The sequence below is a fragment of the Gammaproteobacteria bacterium genome (genome assembly GCA_013214945.1).
Taxonomy (GTDB): Bacteria; Pseudomonadota; Gammaproteobacteria; order Enterobacterales; family Psychrobiaceae; genus Psychrobium.
Window position 1 is genome coordinate 1 of sequence record JABSRT010000002.1, and the last position, 25930, is coordinate 25930.

18 protein-coding genes are annotated in these 25930 nt (G+C 44.2%); 6 read left to right on the forward strand and 12 right to left on the reverse strand.

Translation table 11 applies throughout. The features are described from left to right. Positions 1-653 precede the first annotated feature (653 nt). Genes HRU23_00750 through HRU23_00760 form a run of 3 tightly spaced genes read left to right on the forward strand, consistent with a single transcriptional unit; the run spans position 654 to position 3952 of the window. Positions 654-1742: an acyltransferase gene (locus tag HRU23_00750; GenBank protein ID NRA52656.1), complete on the forward strand. Its 1089-nt coding sequence runs from the start codon at positions 654-656 to the stop codon at positions 1740-1742. Next, positions 1739-2737 carry a hypothetical protein gene (locus HRU23_00755; GenBank protein ID NRA52657.1) on the forward strand — a complete coding sequence of 333 codons (999 nt, stop codon included), beginning with the start codon at positions 1739-1741 and terminating at the stop codon, positions 2735-2737. Before HRU23_00750 ends, HRU23_00755 begins: the two co-directional genes overlap by 4 nt. A 12-nt stretch (positions 2738-2749) precedes the next feature. Continuing rightward, complete coding sequence (locus HRU23_00760; GenBank protein ID NRA52658.1) at positions 2750-3952, forward strand: carboxylate--amine ligase; 1203 nt, start codon at positions 2750-2752, stop codon at positions 3950-3952. A 1-nt stretch (position 3953) separates the two neighbouring features. On the opposite strand, the gene HRU23_00765 is transcribed toward HRU23_00760, so the two are convergent. From HRU23_00765 to HRU23_00795, 7 genes are all read right to left on the reverse strand, one after another. Beyond that, positions 3954-4508, reverse strand: coding sequence for a hypothetical protein (locus tag HRU23_00765; protein ID NRA52659.1), 555 nt, complete (start codon positions 4506-4508; stop codon positions 3954-3956). Between the two features lie 184 nt (positions 4509-4692). Beyond that, a complete protein-coding gene (gene purU, locus HRU23_00770) occupies positions 4693-5565 on the reverse strand; it encodes a formyltetrahydrofolate deformylase (protein ID NRA52660.1) in 873 nt (290 codons plus the stop codon). Between the two features lie 83 nt (positions 5566-5648). Continuing rightward, the gene (locus HRU23_00775) at positions 5649-6278 is read right to left on the reverse strand and encodes a sarcosine oxidase subunit gamma (GenBank protein ID NRA52661.1); all 630 of its coding nucleotides are present in this window, start codon (positions 6276-6278) and stop codon (positions 5649-5651) included. Further along, a complete protein-coding gene (locus HRU23_00780) occupies positions 6271-9291 on the reverse strand; it encodes a sarcosine oxidase subunit alpha family protein (GenBank protein ID NRA52662.1) in 3021 nt (1006 codons plus the stop codon). Before HRU23_00780 ends, HRU23_00775 begins: the two co-directional genes overlap by 8 nt. Beyond that, positions 9288-9581, reverse strand: coding sequence for a sarcosine oxidase subunit delta (locus HRU23_00785; protein NRA52663.1), 294 nt, complete (start codon positions 9579-9581; stop codon positions 9288-9290). Before HRU23_00785 ends, HRU23_00780 begins: the two co-directional genes overlap by 4 nt. A 14-nt stretch (positions 9582-9595) precedes the next feature. Next, complete coding sequence (locus HRU23_00790; GenBank protein ID NRA52664.1) at positions 9596-10846, reverse strand: sarcosine oxidase subunit beta family protein; 1251 nt, start codon at positions 10844-10846, stop codon at positions 9596-9598. A 99-nt stretch (positions 10847-10945) separates the two neighbouring features. Beyond that, positions 10946-12196: a serine hydroxymethyltransferase gene (locus HRU23_00795; protein NRA52665.1), complete on the reverse strand. Its 1251-nt coding sequence runs from the start codon at positions 12194-12196 to the stop codon at positions 10946-10948. A gap of 453 nt (positions 12197-12649) precedes the next feature. Here HRU23_00795 and HRU23_00800 point away from each other — a divergent pair, with 453 nt between their 5' ends. Further along, the gene (locus HRU23_00800) at positions 12650-16099 is read left to right on the forward strand and encodes an EAL domain-containing protein (GenBank protein ID NRA52666.1); all 3450 of its coding nucleotides are present in this window, start codon (positions 12650-12652) and stop codon (positions 16097-16099) included. Between the two features lie 52 nt (positions 16100-16151). Here the strand turns inward: HRU23_00800 and HRU23_00805 are convergent, their stop codons facing one another. Next, positions 16152-17246 carry a hybrid-cluster NAD(P)-dependent oxidoreductase gene (locus HRU23_00805; protein NRA52667.1) on the reverse strand — a complete coding sequence of 365 codons (1095 nt, stop codon included), beginning with the start codon at positions 17244-17246 and terminating at the stop codon, positions 16152-16154. Positions 17247-17581: 335 nt separating this feature from the next. On the opposite strand from HRU23_00805, the gene HRU23_00810 reads away from it, so the two are divergent. Next, positions 17582-18850: an aromatic ring-hydroxylating dioxygenase subunit alpha gene (locus HRU23_00810; GenBank protein NRA52668.1), complete on the forward strand. Its 1269-nt coding sequence runs from the start codon at positions 17582-17584 to the stop codon at positions 18848-18850. A 735-nt stretch (positions 18851-19585) separates the two neighbouring features. Further along, entirely contained in the window at positions 19586-21178 is a 1593-nt protein-coding gene (locus tag HRU23_00815) for a BCCT family transporter (GenBank protein NRA52669.1), read from the forward strand. A 110-nt stretch (positions 21179-21288) separates the two neighbouring features. On the opposite strand, the gene HRU23_00820 is transcribed toward HRU23_00815, so the two are convergent. The 4 genes from HRU23_00820 to fdhF form a co-directional block, all read right to left on the reverse strand. After that, positions 21289-21606, reverse strand: coding sequence for a cupin domain-containing protein (locus tag HRU23_00820; GenBank protein NRA52670.1), 318 nt, complete (start codon positions 21604-21606; stop codon positions 21289-21291). 180 nt (positions 21607-21786) lie between these two features. Next, the gene (locus HRU23_00825) at positions 21787-22008 is read right to left on the reverse strand and encodes a formate dehydrogenase subunit delta (protein ID NRA52671.1); all 222 of its coding nucleotides are present in this window, start codon (positions 22006-22008) and stop codon (positions 21787-21789) included. Positions 22009-22113: 105 nt separating this feature from the next. After that, positions 22114-22989, reverse strand: coding sequence for a formate dehydrogenase accessory sulfurtransferase FdhD (locus tag HRU23_00830; protein NRA52672.1), 876 nt, complete (start codon positions 22987-22989; stop codon positions 22114-22116). A 57-nt stretch (positions 22990-23046) separates the two neighbouring features. Further along, the gene (gene fdhF, locus HRU23_00835; protein ID NRA52673.1) at positions 23047-25929 is read right to left on the reverse strand and encodes a formate dehydrogenase subunit alpha; all 2883 of its coding nucleotides are present in this window, start codon (positions 25927-25929) and stop codon (positions 23047-23049) included. Position 25930: the final 1 nt, after the last annotated feature.

The following is a 25930-nucleotide window of genomic DNA, read 5'->3' on the forward strand; positions in this document are numbered from 1 at the left end:
CAATTAATTGTGAAATAGTTTGAGTCATATACGCTCCCTTTACATAAGCCGCATTAGATCACAAAATTAACGGAATTGGTATTAGATAGAGCCGCTGCATTAATTTTCAGCGGCTTTTTCGCGTCTGCAATATAATAATATTATCAACTCCATGGACGTTCGCCGCTGACGAAGTCAGTGCTAGAGTAGAGTCGAAGTCACGGAAAGAGCGACTTAGCCATTGTTAGACGCCTATTTAGAATAAAGCCTCAGTCGAAAAACTGGGGCTTTTTTCGTTTGTGCGCTAAAAATATAATAAGCTCAGGATCGTCGTTGCTAGCGGAGTACAAAAGACAAGATTAATCGTCAACGACGTAGTCGTTACGAGAGCAAGCTTGCAGCCACGCAAAGAACGACTTAGCCATTGCCAATCACCTATTTAGGATAGCGCCCCTGCAGAAATGCTGGGGCGTTTTTCGTATGTGCGATAAAAGTTTCCTCGTCACAGAATGGTAACCGTCAACCTTTTCTCAATATTTTTAAAGCGCAACTTGCCTAAGGATCGTTATGTACTAGACTCAACTAAGGTTACGGTTCTTAATTTTAAAATATCAAGATAAGAAAATAACTGCTGTTGTACGTTAATTATTGGAAGCATGTAAAAGGATTTAATAATGTCTCGTTCGTTTTCTTTATATCTCGATATTATTCGGTTCTTGGCTGCGTTACTTGTCTTTTTGTATCACTCTAATCAAGATTTTCAGTTGTCGAATCCCCTCTTTCATATGGGGCATGAAGCTGTTGTGATATTTTTTGTTATGTCAGGTTTTATCATTGCATTTTGTCGTGATGTTAAAGAAAAACATATCTCAGAATTTATAGTAAATAGGGCATCAAGAATTTATTCAGTGGTATTGCCTGCAATCATACTGACATTGGCTGCAGACTTATTGGGTAATCAAATTGCCCCTGAGTTATATGGCGATCATTATGACTTAATCGCGGTTCGCATATTATCTAGCTTAGCCTTTACCAATGAACTCTGGGTCGTCTCGATCCAATCGTTGAGCAATGTACCATACTGGTCGATAAATTATGAGGTTTGGTATTACGTTATGTTTGCGGTAGTTTTTTATTCGCGCTCATGGGGCGTAGCAATGCTAGTCTGCATCTTGTTTGTGGTTGGGCCTAAAATTGCGATGTTAGCACCTTGTTGGTGGATTGGGGTTTGGCTGTATCGAAAGAACCCTCTTGGTAATTGTTCACTAACATTAAACTCCATTATTTTTATCTGTTCTGTTTTGGCTTTTAGTTTATTTATTAGTTATGGAATTTCTAGTGTTGGCTGGAATATGTTTGAAAGTTGGCTACCGCCCGAGTTGTTTCTCGAATTTGCTTTTTCGCGCAATTTTTTAAGTGATTATTTATTAACGATGATTATTGTTGCTAATTTCGCATCAGCTAGAATTTTGTTTGCTAGTTTTGAGATTACTGAAAATAAAATCACCAGATTAATTAGGCATTTGGCTAACTTCACATTCACGCTGTATTTATTGCACCAACCCTTGATTGAATTATTTACCGCAGTTTTATCTAAGTTTGAATTAAGCGCAGCAGTTAATCACAGCATTACTGTTATTGGTATATTTATATTAATACTCTTTATTGGTCATCCGATAGAAAACAGCAAAAAGTTCTACCGTAACTATTTTAATAATTTATTGCTAAAGCTGCCAATTTTTAATCGAGGTGAGCTGTCATGAATAAAACCAAAGTATTTATTACGATAGATGTTGAAGCGTCGATCGCTGGTTGTTTTAGTGACCCGTCAAGATATAAACCATTACTAACACAGCCCGTTTATGGCTATAAAAATAGTGAGAGCCATGGTTTGGGTTTTATCCTGGCAACGTTAGCCAAACATCAACTAAAGGCTACGTTTTTCACTGAGTCGTTGCAAAGCCGTTACTTTGGCTACGATTCTATGAGCGACGTGGTTGAAAAAATACAATCCTACCAGCAGGATATCCAACTGCATGTACATCCGTGTTGGACTAATTTTGATAATGGTACTGTTGTTTCAACAAAGTACAACGACCACTCGAGCGGAAGGTCGGCACACGAAATGAACGATATTTTTGCAGAAGCGATTGAGCGGTTTATTAAGCTAGGTGCTGATAGGCCGGTAGCAGTTAGAACGGGCAGTTTCTCATGTGATATTGAAACCTTTAAATCATTAGCGAAACTCAAAATACCGTTATCTTCAAATGTTGCTATGGGAATTTCGCCACCGGCATCGGTTAAGCTGCAAAACTACCATGGCTTTCATGAGATAGAAGGTGTGATTGATCTGCCATTGACCACTTTTAACTCTTATTCGGTTCGCGGTAAACCGGTGCCTCGTAGTATGGCCGTTACAGCCTGTTCTGCCAAAGAAATCATAACAATCTTAAATCAGGCTCATCAGCAGCAATTAGATAGCGTGTGCATCTTAACTCATCCGTTTGAATTTTTTAAAATCAGCAATTTTCAGTATCATAATATTTGCAGCAATAAATTAACCCAGCAACGTTTTAAAACAATCTGTCAATTTTTGGCGAATAACACAGAGCGCTTTGTCACCACTGATTTCAAGCAGTTAGCGAATTCTAAAATTAATGTCACGCAACACCCAGTATCGTTACAGGGCAGTTACCCACAAGCATTAACTCGGGCTGGGGCAAATTTTTGCTACGACAGCCTAAAAACTGTTATTTAAATGGAGTCATCATTGAAGTCAATTATAGTGCTAAGTGTAAATACACCGATTGGTTTAACTATCTTGAGAGATTTGGCTGAGCACGGTTACCGAACCATTGGTATCGGTGCCAATGGTTGCATTGGGCATGCTTCAAAGCATTGTCACCAAAGTGAGATTAGAGCATCAACCAAGGAGTTACTAATAGAGCAATTAGTATCACTATCTGAAACATACCCACTGTCTTGCTTAATTGCAATTAGCGAGTCAGACATTGCGCTATTAAATGAGAGCCGGGCTACGCTTGAGCCTAAATTAAAGCTGTTGATCCCACAATCACGCCAAATGGACATTGTGTTAGATAAAGCGTCGACGATAACCTACGCTAAAAGCGTAGGTATCGATTGTCCTAAAACATGGCTGATAAAAGAGCTAAATGAGCTTGATGATATTGCAGCGGAACTAACCTTCCCATTGGTATTAAAGTGGGCTAATCCGTTACAAGTTCAGACTAAGCTGCAACAACAAGGTTTAACTCTTCATAAATTATTGTATGCGCTTAACTATCAACAGCTGTTCGAATTGCTTGCGCCCTATCAGAGCATCGGGTGCTTCCCTCTGATCCAGGCCTATTGTCATGGCGTTGGGCTTGGCCAGTTCTTTTTATGTAAAGATGGTGAGGTTCATCTTGAGTTTCAGCATATTAGAGAACATGAATGGCCGCCTGAAGGTGGCACATCAACGCGGTGCCGTTCGGTAGAGCTATCGCAGCATCAAGCTTGCCTTGAGCAATCAAAAGCATTATTAAAGAAAATTAATTGGCAAGGAGTTGCAATGGTTGAGTATCGATTTTGTGCTAAGCGCCAACAATATATTTTGATGGAAATTAACGGCCGATTTTGGGGAAGTTTAGCGCTGTCATATTACAGCGGTGTTGGTTTTGCGTCTGGCTTAGTTAAATTGTTTGGTGATAATAAATCGGTGCAACAAACTAACTATCGATTAGTGAGCGCGATATACATGATCCCTGAAGTAAAAAGACTGCTGCGAATTTCATTTCAGAAAAAAGCAATTAACGACCCCGTTTTTAAATCTTCGGCCAGCCAAAGTTTATGGTCGCTAATAACCAGTTACTGTAGTTTTAAATGTCATTACTTTGTGTTTAACTGGCAGGATCCTCGCCCCTTCTGGCAAGATATGCGCAACGTATTACGAAAAATAGCACAAGCCAAATAGCTTAAGAAGAACGAGCATTTGCAAAGAGAGTGACGACTTGATTGACCGCTGAGTCAATACGATTAAAACAACTATTGAAATAGGCTTCGCTGTGGGTAAAGGGGTCGTAAATTAACGCGCTACTCGGAGAAGAAAATAAGCCAAGTAAGCTCACTTGAACATCGGAATGTTCTAATACTGATGTGATTTTATCGAGGTGGCGATCCTCCATTACCAAAAACAAATCCCCTGAACTGACAATAAAATCAGTTAAATCTGTGGTTAAATGCTGTGAAAGGTCAACTCCCCGTACCATAGCCACTTTAGCTGCGACCTCATTAGCTGCTTGCCCTGTTGTAGTAGCGTAACCAAGCGAGGCAACTTTGTCTGTGTTCTGCAGGGCTAAATAATGGGCATAAGACGAACGACAAATATTGCCTTGGCAAACAAAAACCAATCGTTTGACCTTGGACCAATCTAGATCTTTTTGTGCCTGATAATAGCCTAATTTATTTTTTACGTTATCTAGATGTGAACGAATAAAACCTCGGTAGGTTCCGTAGTTATTGCTAAACATAATTTATACCTCCAATGTATCAATTAATAATAGCTGGGCTTTTGATAAATGCTGTGATTTGGTTGCTCAATTCCTGTTATTAAAAATTAGGTTTAAACACCAGCGAATTATGATCCTTAATTCGTTAAAATAGACGAGTTAAGGATCTTTTTAATAATCATTAACCCGTCTGTTGGCATTGTTACTATTTAGCGAAAACTACGGTCTTTTTATCGTGGACAAATATTCGATGTTCAATGTGATAACGAACCGCGCGTGACAAAGTCAGGCATTCAATATCACGCCCAGTTGCCGCGAGATCTTTTGGATAACAACAATGATCCACGGTTTCGACGCCTTGGGTAATGATTGGCCCTTCATCAAGATCGTCACTGACGTAATGAGCGGTGGCCCCGACGAGCTTAACGCCCTTATCATACGCTTGATAATAAGGCCGTGCGCCTTTAAAGCCTGGTAATAATGAGTGATGAATATTAATCGCCCAGCCCGATAACTTTTGACACATCTCGCTTGATAATACCTGCATGTAACGCGCTAATATCACCAAGTCAGCGCCAGATTTTTCAATGATTTCCCACGTCTGAGCTTCTTGTTGCGGTTTAGTTTCTTTGCAGATTGGCAGGTGGTGATAAGGTAAACCATGCCACGTTGCTAGCTCTTCTAGATCTGGGTGATTAGAAATGATCGCCATGATCTCAATGTCTAGATCTCCGGTTCGATAACGATAAAGTAGATCATTGAGGCAATGATCATGTTTCGAGACCATGATCACCACTTTAGTTTTGTTGGCTTTAGCGCAGAGCTGCCAGTCCATTTCAAAAGCGGCAGCCTTGTCTTTAAATGTGGCAATAAAATTGGCACGATCAAACTGCTGTGCTTGATCTGGTCTAAATTCTATCCGAATGAAAAAACGATCTTTGTCGGTATCATCAAATGAATGAATTTCGTTAATGTAGCAACCTTGCTGATAAAGGAAACTGGTCACAACATCGACCGTACCTGGTTTGCTTGGACAGCTCGCGGTAATGATCTGCGTTTGTAAATTGGTGGTGGACATATAGTTCTCCGAAAACCGCCAATCAGAAGGCTGATTGGCGGTGTTAATATGGCAGGGCTTGTTTAGCTAAGTTTAGTTTAGCTTTATGATTTCGCGATAGTCAGGCCATATTCTAAGCTAGCTTGCTGGATCCATAACCAAATATAATCAGAAAAACTGCGACGGATCACCAGTTGAAACTCTAACTCACCGGTACGTTTGATAATAGCGCCAGATTGGGCGAATGTCGTGCCAATGACCTTGCCAATTGGGAAACTAGCTAAATGCATGTCATAACCCGTCGATTTTTTCATTAGGTTAATCACATCTTTACCGGCTAAATTGACAATGGTTTGCGCGCCGCTAATATCGCTGACGGCGAAATGGCCGGTTAAGTTTGATCTTAGCTTTGCTTCAACTTCAGCTTCGGTGCCCGATGCGACAATCACTAACCATTCATCTGGCGCTAGCCACAGAATTTGGGTCTCGCCGCTACTAGCGCTTTCGCACGGGTTTACTGGCAAAGCCAATCCCAGTGTTTGCTCTATGCCTGCGACAAAAGCAGGATCTTGAGCATTGCCACGTAAATTTAGGTGACCTAATAATTTGATCTCTTTAAGGATCACTCCACCGTTGCTGGTGTAGGCGGCTAGATTTTCGAGGTCGCCATGGTGCAATGGTGACTGTGCTAAGCTCGGATCATTGATGACATCACTAATAATGGAATTAGACATTTTGACGATCTCCTTTTGGATCATAAAACACCGGGCTGCAAATCTCGGCCTCAGCAGTAGTGCCATCGGCTAGCGGTAAATAAACCGTTTGACCTTGGCGGTTAATGCCGCCTTTCACTACTGCTAATGCGATTGAATAACCCAAGCAAGCACTGTAATAACTAGAGTTGACATGGCCAACCATAGTCATTGGGATCGGTTGATCCTTTTCGAATACGATTTGCGATCCTTCTGGCAATACAAATTTAGGATCTTTCGATTTTAAGCCAACCATTTGTTTGCGATCATCTCGCTGATTATCGAAACGGGTCCATGATCGTTTACCAATATAGCTAAACTCTTTCTTTTTACCAACGACCCAGTTCATGTCTAAATCTTGCGGTGTGACCGAGCCATCAGTATCTTGACCGACAATGATAAAGCCTTTTTCTGCACGTAAAATATGCATGGTTTCAGTGCCGTACGGGGTAATGTTAAATTCTTTACCTGCATCCATCACTGCTTGCCACGTGTGCATGCCAAAGTTAGCCTGAACGTTAATTTCAAACGAGAGCTCACCGGTAAATGAAATCCGGAAGATCCGCGCTTTAACCCCTGCGACAGTTGCATTGATCCAATCCATATATTTAAAGGCGTCGTTGCTAACGTCTTGCTGACAAATTTTCTCTAAAACCTTGCGGCTGTTCGGGCCCGAGATGGTCATGGTCGACCATTGGTCTGTCACGGTTGAAAAGTACACTTCAAGTTCTGGCCATTCGGTTTGATGCCATAACTCTAACCACTGCAATACGCCTGCTGCGCCGCCAGTGGTGGTAGTCATGATAAAACGGTTATCATCAAGACAAGCGGTTACCCCGTCATCAAACACCATGCCGTCTTCTTTACACATCACGCCATAACGACATTTACCAACGGCAAGTTTGCTCCACGGATTGGTATAAACCCGGTTAAGGAATTCACGGGCATCTTTACCTTGGATATCAATTTTACCCAAGGTTGACGCATCTAAAATACCGACACTGTTACGGGTGGCTACACACTCACGCTCTAATGCTTGTTGCATGCTTTCGCCTACATGTGGGAAATACCACGGGCGTTTCCATTGGCCAACGTCTTCGAACTCTGCGCCATTGTCTAAATGCCATTGATGCATTGCGCTAAAGCGCGCCGGATCAAACAAGTGCTTAACATCTGCACCAGCAAGGGCGCCAAAGGTCGTTGGTGTGTACATTGGACGGAAAATGGTGGTGCCGGTTTCTGGAATCGTTTTGCCCAAAGATTTAGCGGTAATGGCCATGCCGTTAATGTTGCCAAGCTTGCCTTGGTCAGTACCAAAACCTAATGCGGTATAACGCTTAACGTGCTCAATCGACTCAAAACCTTCACGGTTAGCCAGTTCAATGCCAGCAGCGGTGACATCATTTTGATAATCAACAAACTGCTTGGGCGCACGGCTGGTCGGTTTGGTGTGCGGAATATGGAATAGCGCCATTGCTGCAGACTCAACCGGATCTTGGGTTTGTGGCAAGGTGCCGCTGTAATGGCCGTTGCCAAAACTTGCTTTTTGGGCGGCAGTTGCCCCGGTAGAAAAGCCTGTTGCAAGTACTTTAGCCAGCGCATAATCGCCGACCAAACCACCGCAAACGTGCTGTTTTTGCACTGTTTCGCCAGGCACAAAGCCGTTAACATCATCGCGCCATACCGGGCGACTGCCAGTATGTGATGACAAGTGAATCACTGGGCTCCAACCACCTGAGCTAGCGACGGTATCACATTTAAGTAATGCAACTGGGCCAGTGACTTGGTCACCTTGAGTGTTGAGCCTGGCAATGTCGACTCCACTGACGCGCTTGCTGCCTTTAACTTCGATAATGCCATGACCAAACTTAATGGTGATGCCACGATCTATTGCTTGTTTGACTAAATCGCCGTCAGCGCTGCTACGTGTGTCGATAATCGCAACCACTTTACGGCCGGTATCATGCCAATCAATCGCCGTTTTGTAGGCGTTATCGTTAGTAGTCATTAACACTAATTCAGTGCCTGGTACTACCGAGTAACGGTTAATGTAGGTTGAAACAGCATTGGCTAACATACAGCCCGGCACATCATTATTGCCAAAGACTAATGGTCGCTCGTGCGAACCAGTCGCTAAAATTACTTGCTTAGCACGTACTTTATGAACGCGTTGACGGGTGCCAGCAACGTGCTCACCAAGGTGATCGGTGCGGCGTTCGTTAATGCCTAAATAGTTATGATCGTAATAACCAAACACCGTACTGCGCGGCAATAACATCACGTTGTCTAAACTGGCTAATTCACTGACGACTTCGTTAACCCACTGGGTCGGCACTTGTTCGCCAATAGCTTGTTTTGAGCATAATAAGTGGCCCCCGAACTCGTTTTGTTCGTCACTGATAATGACACGGGCGCCAGTACGGGCTGCTGCTAAGGCTGCCGCAAGACCTGCTGGGCCGCCGCCAACAATCATGACATCACAGTGGTGATGCATTTTGTCGTATGTGTCAGGATCTGGTTGTTGCGGGCTGCAGCCCAAACCAGCGCCTTTACGGATTAATTTTTCGTAAGACATCCACAGTGATTGCGGATACATAAAGGTTTTGTAGTAAAAACCCGGTGGCATCACGGCACCGCCAACTTTGCCAATCGCCGACATCATGTCGAAATCTACATTGGGCCAGCCATTGGTTGAAGTCGCGGTTAGGCCTTGATACAACTCGGTTTGGGTTGCGCGTGGATTTGGCACTGTCGTTGCCTGGTTAGAACCAACCTGAAAAATAGCATTAGGCTCTTGCGCATCAGCACTGATGATGCCACGTGGGCGGCTGTATTTAAAACTACGGCCGATAACATCAACGCCATTGGCTAACAGGGCTGAAGCGACGGTGTCGCCTTCAAAACCTTGGTACTGCTTGCCATTAAAGGAGAATGTCAGGCTGTTGGCGCGGTTAATTCGCTCGTTGCTGGCATTAATACGATTGACTTGGCTCATTTTTCGCCCTCACTAGTGAAACTTGGCTGTTGGCCAATTTTATAGGATTCGAGAATTTGGTAAGTGGCGGTATTACGGGTCACATTAAAAAACTTGCGACAGCCGGTCGCATGTAGCCATAACTCGTGATGGAGGCCGCGTGGATTTTTACGGAAAAATAAATACTCGGCCCACTGAGCATCGCTGAGCTCTTCAGGGTTTAACGGCCGCTTGATATGCGCCTGACCAGCCGGGGCAAATTCTTCTTCTTCGCGATCTTCTTCGCAATAGGGACAATGGATAAGCAACATAAGATATATTCCCTTTAGTGTGCGACGCCGGCTGCGCCGTGCTCGTCGATAAGTTGGCCAGAGGTAAAGCGGTCGATAGTAAACGGCTTGGCTAGTGGATGTGGTTCGTCATGAGCAATAGTGTGTGCAAAGACATGACCAGCCCCTGGCGTTGCTTTAAAGCCACCAGTGCCCCAGCCGCAGTTAAAGTACAAACCTTTGATATGCGTTTTTGAAATAATCGGGCAGGCGTCTGGACACGTATCAACAATGCCACCCCAAGCGCGATTTAAACGAACGCGGCTAAAGATTGGGAACATTTCAACTATCGCGGCAATAGTGTGTTCAACCACATGGAACGAACCACGTTGGCCGTATCCGACATAACCATCAATGCCAGCGCCGATAACTAAATCGCCTTTGTCAGATTGACTGACGTAACCGTGCACGTGATTAGACATGACTACCGTATCTAAAATTGGCTTAAGTGGCTCAGACACCATCGCTTGCAGTGGGTGAGATTCAAGCGGTAATTCCATACCAACCATTTTGGCGATAACCGTTGAATTACCAGCGGCAACACAGGCAACTTTGGTTGCTGAAATATAACCACGGTTGGTTTCAACCCCAATCACAGCACCATCTTTTTGACGAATACCAGTCACTTCAGTTTGCTGTAATAAATCAACGCCTAAGGCGCTGGCAGCACGGGCATAACCCCACGCGACAGCATCGTGACGCGCTGTACCTGCACGGGCTTGCCATGATGCGCCCATGACTGGGTAACGCGCGTTTTTAGAACAATCTAAAATCGGCACCATTTCTTGAACTTGAGCATTGCTTAATACCTCGCCGTCGATGCCATTAAGGCGATTGGCATTAACTCGGCGCTCGATGTCACGCATGTCTTGCAAGGTGTGGCCTAAGTTAAGCACGCCGCGCTGACTGAACATGAGGTTGTAGTTTAATTCTTGGGCCAATCCTTCCCACATTTTAAGTGAGTGCTCGTACAAGTGTGAGGCTTCGTCCCACAGGTAGTTAGAACGAACAATGGTGGTGTTACGGGCGGTATTACCGCCGCCAAGGTAGCCTTTTTCAACCACTGCAATGTTGGTCATGCCATGTTCTTTTGCTAAATAATAAGCCGTTGCTAAGCCATGGCCACCACCACCAATGATGATGATGTCATAGTGTTTTTTCGCAACCGGATTGGTCCAAACGCGTTGCCAGTTTTCATGAAAACTTAATGAATGTTTTAACAGGCCGAACCCTGAATATTGTTGCATGGTCATACCTTCTTTATCGTGCCTAGCTCGAGGCTATTGTGCTGAAAAATGACTAAATTAATCGGCGCAGCCAATGCATGCGCCAGCGCCGTAAATTATTTAACTGTAAACAGGGTTGGCATCACATAAGCCGAGTACCTTGCTTTTCACTTGCTCGATGACTTGCTCGTTGTTGATGTCATCCAGCACATCACAAATCCAACCTGTTAGTTGCGATACTTCGTCAAGTCCAAAACCTCGACTGGTGATTGCTGGTGTGCCAATACGCAGGCCACTGGTCACAAATGGTGATTGCGGATCGTTAGGCACTGAATTTTTATTAACCGTGATATTGGCGCGACCAAGCGCCGCGTCAGCATCTTTACCGGTGATGCCTTTGTCGATTAAGTCGAGTAAAAATAAGTGATTATCAGTACCGCCAGATACTACTTTATAACCACGTAGTTGAAATACTGAGGCCATTTCACGTGCATTAGCGATAACTTGTGCTTGGTAGGTGACATAGTCAGGGCTCATTGCTTCTTTAAATGAAATCGCTTTAGCGGCAATAACATGCATTAACGGGCCACCTTGGCCAGCGGGGAATACCGCTGAATTTAATTGCTTAGCCAGCGCTTCGTCTCTTGCCAAAATTAAACCGCCGCGGGGACCGCGTAAAGTCTTATGAGTAGTGGTAGTAACAACATCGGCAATAGGCACCGGGTTCGGGTAAAGACCTGCAGCGACTAATCCAGCGACATGGGCCATATCAACAAATAACCACGCGCCAATGCTGTCGGCGATGTCACGAAAACGCTGCCAGTCAACAACTCGTGAGTAGGCCGAGAATCCGGCAATAATCATTTTAGGTTGGTGCTCTTGAGCGAGTTGTGCCACTTGATCGTAGTCGATTTCGCCAGTGCTTTCGTTTAGGCCGTACTGCACCGAGTTATAAATTTTACCCGAGAAGCTGACTTTAGAGCCGTGGGTTAAGTGACCACCGTGAGCCAAGCTCATGCCCAACACTGTTTCGCCGGGCTTAAGCAGCGCCATAAAGACTGCTGCATTGGCTTGCGAGCCAGAGTGAGGTTGGACGTTAGCGTACTTGGCGCCGAATAACTCTTTGGCACGGTCGATCGCCAATTGTTCAATAGTATCGACATGTTCACAGCCACCGTAATAACGTTTTCCTGGATAACCTTCAGCATATTTATTGGTTAACTGGGTGCCTTGCGCCTGCATTACCCGGGCGCTGGTATAGTTTTCTGAGGCAATCAGCTCAACATGATCTTGCTGGCGGCGATCTTCACGTTGAATCGCTTGCCAAATTTGATCATCGAAACCTGCTATCTGGTCATTCTTATAAAACATATCTACTATCTCCGCCGTTAGCCCTGTTAATTGAGTAGGCCAGCCGTTAATTTTTTAGTGATAAGGAGTTATCCCTGATGTACCAAGATACTAGCTTGCGATCTGGCGGTAAATAGTTCCGCCAGCGCCATAATCAAGACTATTTACGACATTGAAATAGCGCTATTTTGTCGTTAATAACCCGAAATCAGTAAGGCTAGTGGAGGCTTATTAGAAATAAATTTGTCGATGATCTGATTGTTTTAGGTTGAAAGTCGGTCGCTGTTGCATTTACAGACTAAACTCTATGGGCATTTATCGTGTGCATGTGAACTTATTTTAGAAATTAAACAGCGCCGCTTTATCTAATTAAATCGGTTATAAAATACAGAGATTAAGCATTCTCAATCCTAGGTACAGTAGTATTTAAAATAGGTAGATAAAACTTTGGTCAGTATTGTTTAAGGTTTGTTTATGGACATCTTCAGTCAGTTACCATCGGTTCGTCGCTTGATGAAAAAGCAAAATTCGAAGCATTTTATAATTATTGCTTTGTTGTGTTTTTTTGCACTGTGGTGGCAAGCAACTACTTGGTATGACACATACTTGGTCGAGCAGGAACGCGTGGAGATTAGCCATCAGCTGAGTCAACACGCCAGTGAATTGTCGCAAGTCATTCACAGTCGCTTTGCCCTGCTGCAAGGGTTAGCATCCTTTGTCGAAACAGACATCGTTCCGCAGGCAAAGATAACGCCGGCAGCTAAGAAGCGGCTGGATACTTTTTTGTCGGGATTGTTTATCACTGGCTCAGGAATTCGTAATTTTGCTGTCGCGCCCAATGGTGTAATAGAGTACATCTCCCCGCTAAATGGTAATAAAGAAGCCTTTGGTTATGACTTATTAAATGATCCTAGCCCCAGTGGTGGCATTGTTTCACGCAGGGCAATTGAGCAGCGTTCTATGGCATTAACGGCCCCGATAACTCTTCGTCAGGGGGGGGTGGGTTTAATTGGACGTCAAGCAATCTACCATAAGCAAGAAACGTGGGGCATCGTCAGTATGGTGCTGGATGTCAAATCGCTACTACGAGATGCAGGCACCCTCGACGCATCAGCACTCGGGCATATTGCGTTACGCGATCTCCGTGGTAATACATTCTTTGGAAGTGAGCAAGTTTTTACTCGGCACACAATTTCTCAACGGATTAAGCTTCCTGAGGGCTACTGGGAGCTGGGGGTCGATCCTTTATTTAAAAAGGAACAATCAAGCAAACAACTTAACGTGTTCAAGATTTCGCTGGCCGCATTTTTTTTATTGGTAACCGGTTTATTTTTTGCTTTTCAGCCAAGAAATTCAAATTTTATTAAACAGCCTGCTTTTCAAGGCGAGGTGGTACAGTCTGAAATCACAAAAGATGGTGGGCCTCCTGCGTGGTTACCACCGGCATTAACGGCCGCTGGGATTATTTGCGCCATAATAGCGTTTTATTTTTTTATGCAACGAAATGATCTTAGTACACAGCAACAAAAGTTAGATAATGCAATGGTGACATTAACAAATACCTTGCAGCGCCGCCTTAAATCACATATTACCTTCCTTAACCTTACGAGCGCACAAATTGCGTTTCAGCACCTGAGTACACCTGCTTTTCAGTCACTAAGTTCCCGTTATATTACCGACCATTCTGGTTTGGCTAAAATTATCTGGGTGAGCCGTGAATTTACAATTCTTGCTATGGCTCCGTATAAACATAATGAATCACTTATTGGAGCCGTTTTGTCGCATTCAGAAGCTAAACGTATTTCTGAGCAGATTAGTCAGCTGAAACAAGTTGTTTATAGCAATAAATACGTTAATGAGCGAGGTGAATCTGTTTTTGAAGTCTATGTACCAATAATCAATGAAAACCAGCTAATGGGTACGTTAGTTGGTGTTTATAGGATTGATACATTACTTGATGGTTTGGTGTCAGAATCACTTCATAGCGCCTATAAAGTTGAGCTATTAAACAGCCAAGGGAAAGTGCTTTATACCGATAATCAAGAAGGAAAAACGCTGCTCACGCAAACAACGGTAGTCAGTCCATTGCAGTCGGATATTTTATTAAGGCTGGGCAGTTATGAGAAAAATTCAAGTCAAAGTATGGTGTTATTATTATTATTATCGATGCTGCTTGCGATGGGGGTGACGATAAGTTTGTGGTTGCAATACCGCCAGAGCTGCAAATACTGGCAGACAGGAAAATCATTGCATGCAAGCCAGCAACACTTTCGTGCGATAGCTCATGGTGCGCCGATGGCTATTGTGATTTCTAGGCCTCGTGATGGCATTATTTTGTATGCTAACGCCCAGGCACAAACATTATTTCAACCTGATTTGTCATCGTCTAATTACGACAGGGCGATAGGTTATTGTGTTAATCGTAAAGATTATCGGAATATGCAAAGAGAGATGATTCGTAATGGTTACCTTGAAAATATTGAATTGGAATTGAAAAAAGGTGACCAAACGATATTTTGGGGGGGCGTATCGGCCAAGCGAGTGAGTTATGGTCAGGACACCGCCATTATTATTAGCGTGAATGATTTAACTGAGCGAAAAAAATATGAGGATCAATTATTTAATCAGGCAAACTTTGATTTATTAACCGGATTACCAAATCGAGGGTTAGCCTTTGAGCGTCTCGAAAGAGCGTTAATTAAAGCGCGTCGAGAAGGTGGCTACTTGGCATTGATGATGCTAGATCTTGATCATTTTAAACAGATTAATGACAACTTTGGTCATGATGCTGGCGATTATTTACTAAAAGAAATTACCAAGCGAATGACTGGATGCATTAGAGCCGGTGACACCGTAGCGCGTATTGGCGGTGATGAGTTTAGTTTATTGCTGCCTGAACTTGGCGACGCGATGGAAGCTGAGTTGATCGCAGAAAAAATAATTGCAGCCTGCGCAGCGCCAGTGCTTTTTTGTCAGTATGAAATGGCGGTGGGTGTTAGCATCGGGATTGCCATTTATCCTGACGATGGTGAGAATCACACCGTTCTATTCAAACATGCCGATATAGCAATGTACAAATGTAAAAATGAAGGCCGTAATAGCTTTCGTTTTTATACCGACAGAATGAATGATCAGGCCTTGCTACAACTTAAAATTGAACAAGAGTTACGTCAGGTTCTCGCACGAAAAGAACTCTACCTTGAATATCAGCCATTAATTAATGTCACTACCAATAACGTTGCTGGGGTTGAAGCATTGCTCCGTTGGGTTAATCCAACCTTGGGGCAGGTTAGTCCGCAAGACTTTATTCCGATCGCCGAACGCATCGGTCTTATCAATGAGATTGGTCAGTGGGTGCTAGAAACAGCTTGCGCTCAAATTAAGCAATGGCAAAATAAACCTGGCATGCCATTGTATGTCGCAGTAAATGTGTCGGCCAGGCAATTGCGCGATGCTGATTTAGTGCAGATTGTTGCGGATGTTTTAGCCAAGTTCAATTTAGAACCCGCCGCGTTAGAGCTGGAAATTACCGAAAGTGTGTTGCTGGGAAATACCGAAAAAAATAGCAAGACCTTGAAACAGCTCCACCAGATGGGACTCAGTTTAGCGATTGATCATTTCGGTATTGGTTATTCGTCACTGAAGTATATTAGACGCTCGCAGTTTGATACGCTTAAAATAGATAGTTCATTTGTTGAAAGTGTCCCTGATGAATTGGCAGCGACTCAATTGGTTAATGCTATGATTTCGATGGCCAATAATTTGGGGTTAAATGTCGTGGTCGAGGGAGTTGAAAATAAACAGCAACTTGATTTTGTAAGCCACAGTCAGTTGGTGCAAGGGTTTTATTTAGCTAAACCAATGTCGGCCGAGAAAATAGAAGCATTTGTTAAGGCTAATCTGGCGTCTGACACCGATCAGTGACAACGACCATCAGCTGGTGGCCGTTGCTATTACAGCTTAATCAGATATATGCCTAGTATTCGACGACAACATCGCCAATAGGTACGCTGCAGCAGGTAAGAATAAATCCGGCTGCGACATCTTCATCGGTGATACCACCATTATGCGACATTTCCACTTCACCGTGGGTTTTTTGCACTTTACAAGTACCACAAATCCCCATACCACAGGCTTTAGGTATATGTAGTCCAACCCTAGATGCTGCGACATGTACTGTTTCACCGGGATTGATTTTAACCGACTTACCCGTGGTGCTAAACTCAACAGAGACCATTGAGTCTGGATCTAGTACGATATTAGCCGCAACTTCTGCTTGTTGTTCAGCGTCTTGTTGCGCTTCTTCTGGTGGCGCGCCAAAGCTTTCTTCATAGTAGTTTGCCATGTCAAAACCAAGGCTTTTTAACATCTTTTTGACGGCGACCATATACGGCGTTGGACCACAACAATAAACAGTGCGCTCCATAAAGTCGGGCGCAATAATTCTTAACTTATCTTCATCGAGGAAGCCGCTGAACCCACTCCAACTTTGGCCAATCTCATAACGTTCACATATAAGATTGAGGTTGAAATTGGTAATTCTTGAGTCCATATATTCAAGTTCGCGGCCAAAAATAATATCACTTGGTGTGCGCGCACTATGGGCAAAAACAATGTCGACATTACCATTGGTATCGAACCACCAACGGGCCATTGACATTACAGGGGTAATGCCCACCCCGCCTGAGAGCAATAACACTTTTTCGCTCGTTATATCAATACAGTTAAATACTCCGACCGGACCGTGAACCGCCAGATGATCACCTTGGCTCAGGTTGTCATGCAGCCAGTTCGATACTAACCCGCCAGGAACACGTTTGACGGTAATCGAAAAACTGTATGGCACTGACGGCGAAGAAGAAATGGTATAACTTCGCATTATTTGCTCGCCTTCGATCTCCAATTCAAAGGTAACAAATTGACCGGGCTTGAAAAAATGCATCACAGGCTCGGTTGATGTAAAGCAATAGGTGCGCACATCGGTGGTTTCATCAATGACTTTTACGCACTCAACATTGTGCCGGCCATTTATCCATGTTTGGGTGTTGATGTCTTGTAAATTACTACTCATAAGGATCCCGTGATTCAGCTCTTTTATCAGTATCAAATATCCGGCACTTAGTGGCCAACTACTTAGCTGAAAACGACACGTTATTAGTTGTTTAAACCAATGAGGAAAAAATTGGCAAAATAGTTTGTGAATTGATCCGGATCAATTTCTGATGCGGTACTCGCCGTTTGGTCGGAATTGACAAATAACACGGTCGCTTTTAGATAAATTGAAGCAGACGCTGAGCGGCAAAATGATAACAATCACCGAGCCATCGATTTTTCGTTATTAATTGAATTGGCCAAGCTTAAAAACGACATCCAGTGACAGACACTGGTTTACGAAAGGAATTAGTCATGGCATGCATTAGCGAACTACAAAACATAAATATTAGTGCGGCTGAAACATTGGCACAGTCAGTTGCTCAGCAGTTAGAAGCCCACCCTGTTTCTTATTCATTACCGCAGCCATTTTATAATGATCAGGCGTATTTTGAACTAGAAATGGAACAAATATTTTATAAAGAATGGCTGTTCGCAGGCATTACTTGTGAAATCCCTGATAATGGTAGTTTTATTACGCTGCAAGTAGGCGACAATCCAATTACGATTATTCGGGATCAAAACGGTGAAGTGAGAGCATTCCACAATGTTTGTCGCCACCGCGGGTCTAAACTGTGCTTGGTTAAGCAGGGCAAGGTGCCTAAATTAGTTTGTCCTTATCATCAGTGGACTTATGAACTCGATGGCAACCTGTTGTTCGCGGGCACCGAAATGGGCGATCAGTTTGATAAGGCTGATTTTGGTTTACACAGTGTCCATTGCCGCACCGCTGGTGGCTATATTTACATTTCACTTTGTGACAATCCAACTAATATTGATGGTTTCTTTGATGACTTAACTAAGTATCTTGAACCCTATGATTTAGATAATGCCAAAGTTGCAGTTGAAAGCACGTTAGTTGAAGACGCGAATTGGAAGCTCGTGATTGAAAATAATCGTGAATGTTATCATTGCAATGGTGCACACCCTGAGCTGCTAAATTCACTATTGGAATGGGATGATACTGAAGACCCACGCGCCAGTGAGCAATTTAAAGCGCAAGTCGCCGCAAAGCAGGCTACTTGGGAAGCCGAAGGCATTCCATATAAGCATGTTGCCCATGGCCATGGTTTGCGTAATCGGATAGTTCGGATGCCGTTGTTGGAAGGCACAGTCTCGATGACTATTGATGGCAAAGCGGCTTGTAAAAAATTAATGGGCCGGATCAAAAATCCTGATATGGGCTCAATGCGAATTTTGCACCTGCCAAACTCATGGAGTCACGCCATGGGCGATCATCTCATTGCGTTTCAGGTCGTACCATTGGGGCCACAAAAAACCCAAGTGACGACCAAATGGTTAGTTCATAAAGATGCGGTCGAAGGCGTAGATTATAATGTCGAGCAAATGCGCCGCGTGTGGGATGCAACCAATGCTCAAGATCGGACCTTGGCCGAAAACAATCAAAAAGGCATTAACTCGATGGCTTATCAGCCTGGGCCTTATTCGCAGACTTATGAATTTGGTGTAGTTAACTTTATTGATTGGTTTAGCGATACGATGCAAAAAAACATCGCGAATTAATCCTTATCAGACAAAAATATCATTCAAAAGCGCTAATTAGCGCTTTTTTATGGCATAATTGGCGCCGATGTCGGTATTTTCCAGCTTTCTTCAGCTTAAGTTAGTCAATATCAGCCCAATAATGACATTTTCATCTTAGTGATTTAAACAAATGATAGATTTAGCGTGGTATGCCTGCGGCTGTGGGTCGTTACGTTATTTATTGTCTATGTATAATTGCAGAGATGCACAAGATTGTCAGCAATCTCTACGTCGGCGCACATATATTATTCCCATCTGTTTTTCTTCATAAAAACGATCACTAAATTATTGTTATTGGTAAAGTTAGGCTCAAATGTTAGTCGGTTGAGGTCCTACCGATGTCGCATATAGATAGCTTGATATGGCACATCTCTGTCTAAATAGTAGGCGCGTTGTGGGTTGTTCACGAGTGAAGAACAAGCGCAATTTATACCAATTACATTAAATTTATGATCTTGTTGTGCGTGGATAAAATTAATTCAGACAAGGCGCTCGATTGAGTAATAGCTAGCTATTAGGAATGAGAGCAACGCCCTATTAATGGGTTTTATCAAGCACAGGTGGTCACTTAATTAATGGGATTGGTATTAGTGGTTATTTACACTAATAGCTGAGCAAAACGTAATGAAAGAATCAGGTTAGTAATTTTATCGCGTTAAAGCTACTAACTAGGTTCTTTGTTTTATAATAACAAATAGAAAAGGCGGTTTTTTCATGACAGCAAATCATGGTTGGTTAAAGGGGATGAATCCCGTAACAACCCTATTTTCAATGGCAATAATTACTGCGTTCGTATTGGCCGGTGTATTTTATACCGAACAATCGGCGACGTTCTTTAATGCTGTTTCAGGTTGGATACTGGATTATCTCAAGTGGTATTACATTGGCATTGTAGCGATATTTTTGTTTTTTTGTATTTGGCTAGCGTTTAGTCGGTACGGGAATTTACGATTGGGCGATGATGACTCGCGTCCCGAATATAGCAATTTCTCGTGGTTTTCGATGTTATTTAGTGCCGGTATGGGCATTGGATTAGTATTTTGGTCGATTGCTGAGCCGATTTATCACTTTCAGAGCAACCCGTTTATTACTGAGGGTTTAACTCCAGAAGCTGCACAAATGGCGATGCGTTTAACGTTTTTCCATTGGGGTCTGCACCCATGGGCCATTTATGTCGTGGTTGGTTTGTCGTTATCGTATTTTTGTTACCGTAAAAAACTGCCATTAACCATTCGTTCTGCATTATACCCGCTAATTGGCGATAAAATGTATGGTCCTATTGGCCATGCCGTCGATATTCTTGCGGTATTTGGTACCGTATTTGGGGTGGCTACGTCGTTAGGTCTTGGTGTTACTCAAATGAATACCGGTCTTAATACGATGTTTGGCATGGAAGTATCACTGAATAATCAAATGATGCTGATTTTCGTTATTTCGGCGATTGCGACTCTTTCAGTAGTATCTGGTGTTGGGCGTGGGGTTAAAATCCTGTCTGAAGTCAACATGTGGTTAACTATCGGTATTTTAGTATTCTTATTATGCTTTGGCCCGACCCGTTATTTACTGGGCAGCTTGTTACAAAATACCGGTGATTATCTTGGTAATGTATTAGCGCTTAGTACGTGGACTGATTCTAACGAAAATAGCAAATGGCAAACGTGGTGGACCGCATTTTATTGGGGCTGGTGGATGGCTTGGGCACCTTTTGTCGGCATGTTTATCGCTCGCATCTCTAAAGGCCGAACTATTCGTGAGTTTATCGTTGGCGTTTTACTGGTACCGACCTTCCTTGGTTTTATCTGGTTAACGTTGTTTGGCAGCACCGCAATTTATATTGAGCTGTTTCATCAGGTGACTAACCAAGCCGGTGAATTAGTAGCGGCGGCAGGTCAAGCAGGCATTATCGATGCAGTTAAAGCCGATGTAACGTCAGCGCTTTATGTCACGCTAGATAAACTAGACGCTGGTGTTTTTGGCACCGCAGCTGCATTTTTAGCGACCTTGTTAATAGCGACTTACTTTGTGACATCGTCAGATTCTGGCACCTTAGTGGTGACTACAATTTTATCGATGGGCAATGAAAACCCACCAACCGCTCATCGTGTGATGTGGGGTATGGGCGAAGGTGCTGTGGCAGCAATCTTGTTAATGGTTGGCGGGCTTAAAGCATTGCAAACGGCCTCGATCACGGCGGCCTTACCATTCTCGTTCGTGATGATTATCATGATGTGGGGTTTGGTAAAGTCATTACGTCAAGAAAAAATCGAGCCTTGTGTTAAGCATACTGCTGAAACTGCGACTAGCTAGGTTATAACAAACTTATTATTTAATGTTGTAATAGCACGGTCAGCAAAACGCCAGTGATTATAAATCACTGGCGTTTTTTATTGCCGCAATTAACGCACAGCACAGATTAATTAATTAGTATAATGAACAGCCAACCACAGGGTTTCAATGCCGGGCTCGGTCCATGCTACTCGGTGTTTTTGATGCGGGGTAATGATTAAGTGATCCCCTGGTTTTAATGTCACCGAGGTTTGATTGTCAAACTCGATAATCGCTTGACCTTTAAGCACAGCAACCCATTCGTGGTGCGCTTGATCATACCAGCCAGTCTCTGGCGAACGGTGGCCTTTAGAGACAATTCGTTCAATCTTAACTGACTCACCTTGTGCTAGTACCTCAAAAAATTCGCTGCTTAAATCAGTCGTTGTTAGCTCGAATAGATTGGCCATTTTAGGTTAACTCTAGTGGGGAGGTATTGATAAAAATAGCGGATAAAATGGCAAAGGGAAAGCTGATAGTTGAAAGTGATATTTAACCTGAGTTCTGGATAAGAACGGCTAAGCCATTAGCAACATGCCACGCAGAGGCGCGAGGCATGGGCACGTTGATTTAGTTGTAATCGAGCTAGCTTAGTGAACCAACTGCTTAGCTGCTTGCTTAACGAGTGGCTCAATCTCAAAGGTATCGAGTTCAATGGCTTCGAACAGTTGTTGGCGCATACTGGGGGCCCAAAACTTTTGAATATGGCTGGCGATTTCAATAATACATTGCTGTTGTTCTTTGCCATGGGCTAGGTTGATGGCTATTTGATTGGCCATAAAAACAATTGAATTTAATCTGCTATCGGACATTGCTCTTTCTCACTCATTGCTATCAGGTGCTGGTTAGGCCCAGTTGTTAACTAAGGTTGTGAAATAAGGTTCTTAGCTCAAGTTCTTAATTAAGTGGTTAAATGGTTAAGTATAAAAAGTATGGCGGCCATCGCGGGCAAACCCTACTAGGGTTAGGCCATGTTGCTCTGCTAAGGATATCGCCAAACTAGTGGGTGCTGATACCGCCACTAACATGCTGATCCCGGCTGACTTTGCCTTGATCACCATTTCATAACTGGCACGACTAGAAATCAGCGCAAAACCCATAGCAAGATCGGTAATTGGTGCTGCACTTGTTAGCAAGCAGCCAACTAGTTTATCTAAGGCGTTATGACGACCAACATCTTCTTTGGCCACCATAATATTGCCTTGCAGATCGCACCATGCAGCGCCATGAACAGCGCCCGTTAGTTGCTGTAATGGCTGATACTGTTGCAGCTGGGCAACCGCCCGTTGAATAGCCTGATCGCTCACTTTAATTTTAGCGCTGTTGTCAGGTTCTGCATTGTCTAGAGATCGATTGTCTGGTGCTAGATAGTCTTGCGCTATTACGGCCTTCGATGTCCGCGCTTGCATCGCTTGTTGCAGCGACTCTGCGCCGCACAAACCACAGCCTGTGCGTCCGGTCAGGTTGCGGCGTTGCTGCTTAAGGTGCCACATAGCCCGTGACGAAATACTAATATTAACTTCGATGCCCAGTGGCTGTGAGCAAATATCAATGTGTGAAATTTCCTGTGCGCTATTAATAATGCCTTCGCTAAGGCTAAAGCCGAGTGCTAGCTCAGCTAAGTCAGCCGGGGTAGCCATCATTACCACATGAGAAATACCGTTATAGACTAAGGCAACCGCTGTTTCTTGAGCAATGTCATTAGGCTGCTGAGTTATTTCGCCACCAGACCATTGCCAAACCTGATGGCTTAAACTGGTCGCAGTAGGCTGCTTTTCATTGTCTGCTGCCATATTTAAACTCGTTTGATCTAAAGCGGCTAATGCCGAAGTTAATCCCATGTTAAGCACCTAAGGTTTGGTTATTGTCGCTTGCTCAAGCAAGTGTTGCTGGCGCTTGGAAAAGTGCTGATAGTCAGCTTGCCATTGCGACGGTTCACTCACCTTGGTTGCTTCAACCGCGGTAACCTTGTATTCAGGACAATTAGTCGCCCAATCGGAATTATCCGTCGTTACCACATTAGCACCACTCATCGGGTGATGGAAAGTCGTGTAGACCACACCAGGCTGCATCCGCTCGCTAATTTTTGCGCGCAGGGCAGTGGTGCCAGCGCGGCTGGCAATGCCAACCCAGTCGCCGTCGTTAATGCCGCGATCTTGAGCGTCGGTCGGGTGAATTTCAAATTTGTCTTCACCATGCCACACTTGGTTTTGGGTCCGCCTGGTTTGGGCGCCAACATTATATTGACTCAAAATTCGGCCGGTGGTTAATAACAGCGGAAAGCGTTTATTGACTTTTTCTGGGGTCGCAATATATTCGGTAATCGCAAAGCTACCGGCCTTACCGACAAAATCTTTGGTATGCATAATCGGCGTGCCAAGTGGCGATTGTTCGTTACACGGCCACTGAATACTGCCCAGCTCTTCTAAGCGATCATAATTAACACCATGGAAACTTGGGGTTAAGCGGGCAATTTCATCCATGATCTCACTCGGATGCTCATAATTCATTTCATAACCAAGCGCTTTAGCCAGTGCAATAGTCACTTGCCAATCTTCTTTACCTGCAAGTGCTGGCATCAGCTTTCTAACGCGTGAAATGCGGCGTTCGGCATTGGTAAAGGTGCCATTTTTTTCCATAAATGATGAGCCGGGTAAAAATACATGAGCGTACTTAGCGGTTTCATTAAGGAAAATATCCTGCACGATAATGCATTCCATTGAGGTTAGGGCTTTTTGAACATGCTGGGTATTGGGATCTGACTGGGCAATATCTTCGCCCTGACAATACAAACCTTTAAAGTTGCCATGAATCGCGCTTTCAAACATGTTAGGAATTCGTAAACCTGGCTCATGATCTAAGGTCACTTGCCATTCTTGCTCGAATAACGCGCGAGTCTCATTATCGCTAACGTGACGGTAGCCTGGTAGTTCATGGGGGAAAGACCCCATGTCACAAGCTCCTTGCACGTTGTTTTGGCCGCGCAATGGGTTAACCCCCACACCATCACGGCCAAGATTGCCCGTGACCAACGCTAAGTTGGCAATCGCCATCACCGAAGACGACCCTTGTGAATGTTCGGTCACGCCCAAGCCATAATAGATTGCGCCGTTGCCTGCCGTGGCGTAAAGGCGGGCTGCCGCCCGTAACTCCTGCGCATCAACGCCGGTAATCTCGGCGGTATTTTCTGGTGCGTGGCGTGGATCGCTAATATGGCTATGCCATTGCTGGAAAGCTTTATCGTCGCAACGATCGGCGATAAAGTCCTTGTCTTCGAGTCCTTCACTAACAATGACATGGGCTAAAGCATTTAGCAGCGCAACGTTAGTACCTGGGCGAAGTTTAAGGTGATGTTGCGCCTTAACATGGGGGCCATCGACCAAATCGATCGATCGAGGATCGACCACAATTAACTTGGCCCCTTGACGCAAACGCTTCTTGAGCAATGAACCAAATACCGGGTGAGCATCGGTCGGGTTAGCACCGATAACGAAAATGACATCAGCAGCCATCACCGAGTCGAAGGTTTGCGTGCCAGCTGACTCATTAAGGGTCGCTTTAAGGCCGTAACCCGTTGGTGAGTGACAAACGCGGGCGCAGGTATCAACGTTGTTATTACCAAAAGCGGCGCGAACCAGCTTTTGTACCAAATAAGTTTCTTCATTGGTACAGCGCGAAGACGTAATTGCGCCGATGCTGTCACGGCCATGATGCAGCTGAATGCTTTTAAGGCGGTTGGCGGCAAAGGCAAGTGCGGCTTCCCAGCTGACTTGTTGCCATGGCTGGTCAATGCTGTCGCGGATCATCGGGCTGGTAATACGATCTTTATGGGTGGCATAACCAAAAGCGAAGCGGCCTTTGACACATGAATGGCCTTGGTTTGCTTGACCGTTTTTGTCTGGCACCATTCTTAAGACCTTGTCGCCTTTCATGTCGGCTCTAAATGAGCAGCCAACGCCACAGTAAGCACAAGTAGTAACGATGCTATGATCAGGTTGGCCTTGATCGATCACCGACTTTTCCATCAGGGTCGAGGTTGGGCATGCCTGAACACAGGCGCCACAAGAAACACAATCTGAATCAATAAATTTGTCATTTTGACCAGCTGATATTTTTGAATCAAAACCACGGCCATCAACGGTAAGGGCAAAAGTGCCCTGAACTTCTTCACAAGCCCTGACACAGCGCGAGCAAACAATGCATTTCGACGCGTCGAAGCTGAAATAAGGGTTAGAATCATCGGTCGGGGCATCGAGATGATTTTCGCCATCGAAACCATAACGAACCTCACGTAAACCAACGGTCCCTGCCATGTCTTGCAGCTCACAGTCACCATTAGCTGGACAGGTTAAACAGTCGAGCGGGTGATCTGAAATATAAAGCTCCATGATGTTACGGCGTAATTTAGCCAGATCATTATTTTGCGTTACAACCTTCATGCCTTCACGCACAGGAGTGGTACATGAAGCTGGCATGCCGCGCATACCTTCAATGCTAACCGCGCACAGGCGACAGGATCCATAGGGTTCTAAGTTGTCACTGGCACAGAGTTTAGGAATATTGATGTCGACTAATGCCGCAGCGCGCATCACTGAAGTACCTTCGGCGACTGTTACTTTAACGCCATCGACTACGATACTGACCTGAACGTCGGAAAATTTTTCCGGGGTGCCAAGATCGCGGGTACTCATATTGCGAGTGCTGTCTGTTTTAGGATCAAAATATTGGATCATT

Coding starts and splice junctions, on each gene's coding strand:
- HRU23_00790 (NRA52664.1), bottom strand. CDS start 10,846: ATGCAACAATATTCAGGGTTCGGCCTGTTAAAACATTCATTAAGTTTT.
- HRU23_00765 (NRA52659.1), bottom strand. CDS start 4,508: ATGTTTAGCAATAACTACGGAACCTACCGAGGTTTTATTCGTTCACAT.
- HRU23_00815 (NRA52669.1), top strand. CDS start 19,586: ATGACAGCAAATCATGGTTGGTTAAAGGGGATGAATCCCGTAACAACC.
- fdhF (NRA52673.1), bottom strand. CDS start 25,929: ATGATCCAATATTTTGATCCTAAAACAGACAGCACTCGCAATATGAGT.
- HRU23_00820 (NRA52670.1), bottom strand. CDS start 21,606: ATGGCCAATCTATTCGAGCTAACAACGACTGATTTAAGCAGCGAATTT.
- HRU23_00805 (NRA52667.1), bottom strand. CDS start 17,246: ATGAGTAGTAATTTACAAGACATCAACACCCAAACATGGATAAATGGC.
- HRU23_00795 (NRA52665.1), bottom strand. CDS start 12,196: ATGTTTTATAAGAATGACCAGATAGCAGGTTTCGATGATCAAATTTGG.
- purU (NRA52660.1), bottom strand. CDS start 5,565: ATGTCCACCACCAATTTACAAACGCAGATCATTACCGCGAGCTGTCCA.
- HRU23_00785 (NRA52663.1), bottom strand. CDS start 9,581: ATGTTGCTTATCCATTGTCCCTATTGCGAAGAAGATCGCGAAGAAGAA.
- HRU23_00810 (NRA52668.1), top strand. CDS start 17,582: ATGGCATGCATTAGCGAACTACAAAACATAAATATTAGTGCGGCTGAA.
- HRU23_00750 (NRA52656.1), top strand. CDS start 654: ATGTCTCGTTCGTTTTCTTTATATCTCGATATTATTCGGTTCTTGGCT.
- HRU23_00830 (NRA52672.1), bottom strand. CDS start 22,989: ATGGCAGCAGACAATGAAAAGCAGCCTACTGCGACCAGTTTAAGCCAT.
- HRU23_00755 (NRA52657.1), top strand. CDS start 1,739: ATGAATAAAACCAAAGTATTTATTACGATAGATGTTGAAGCGTCGATC.
- HRU23_00775 (NRA52661.1), bottom strand. CDS start 6,278: ATGTCTAATTCCATTATTAGTGATGTCATCAATGATCCGAGCTTAGCA.
- HRU23_00780 (NRA52662.1), bottom strand. CDS start 9,291: ATGAGCCAAGTCAATCGTATTAATGCCAGCAACGAGCGAATTAACCGC.
- HRU23_00800 (NRA52666.1), top strand. CDS start 12,650: ATGGACATCTTCAGTCAGTTACCATCGGTTCGTCGCTTGATGAAAAAG.
- HRU23_00825 (NRA52671.1), bottom strand. CDS start 22,008: ATGTCCGATAGCAGATTAAATTCAATTGTTTTTATGGCCAATCAAATA.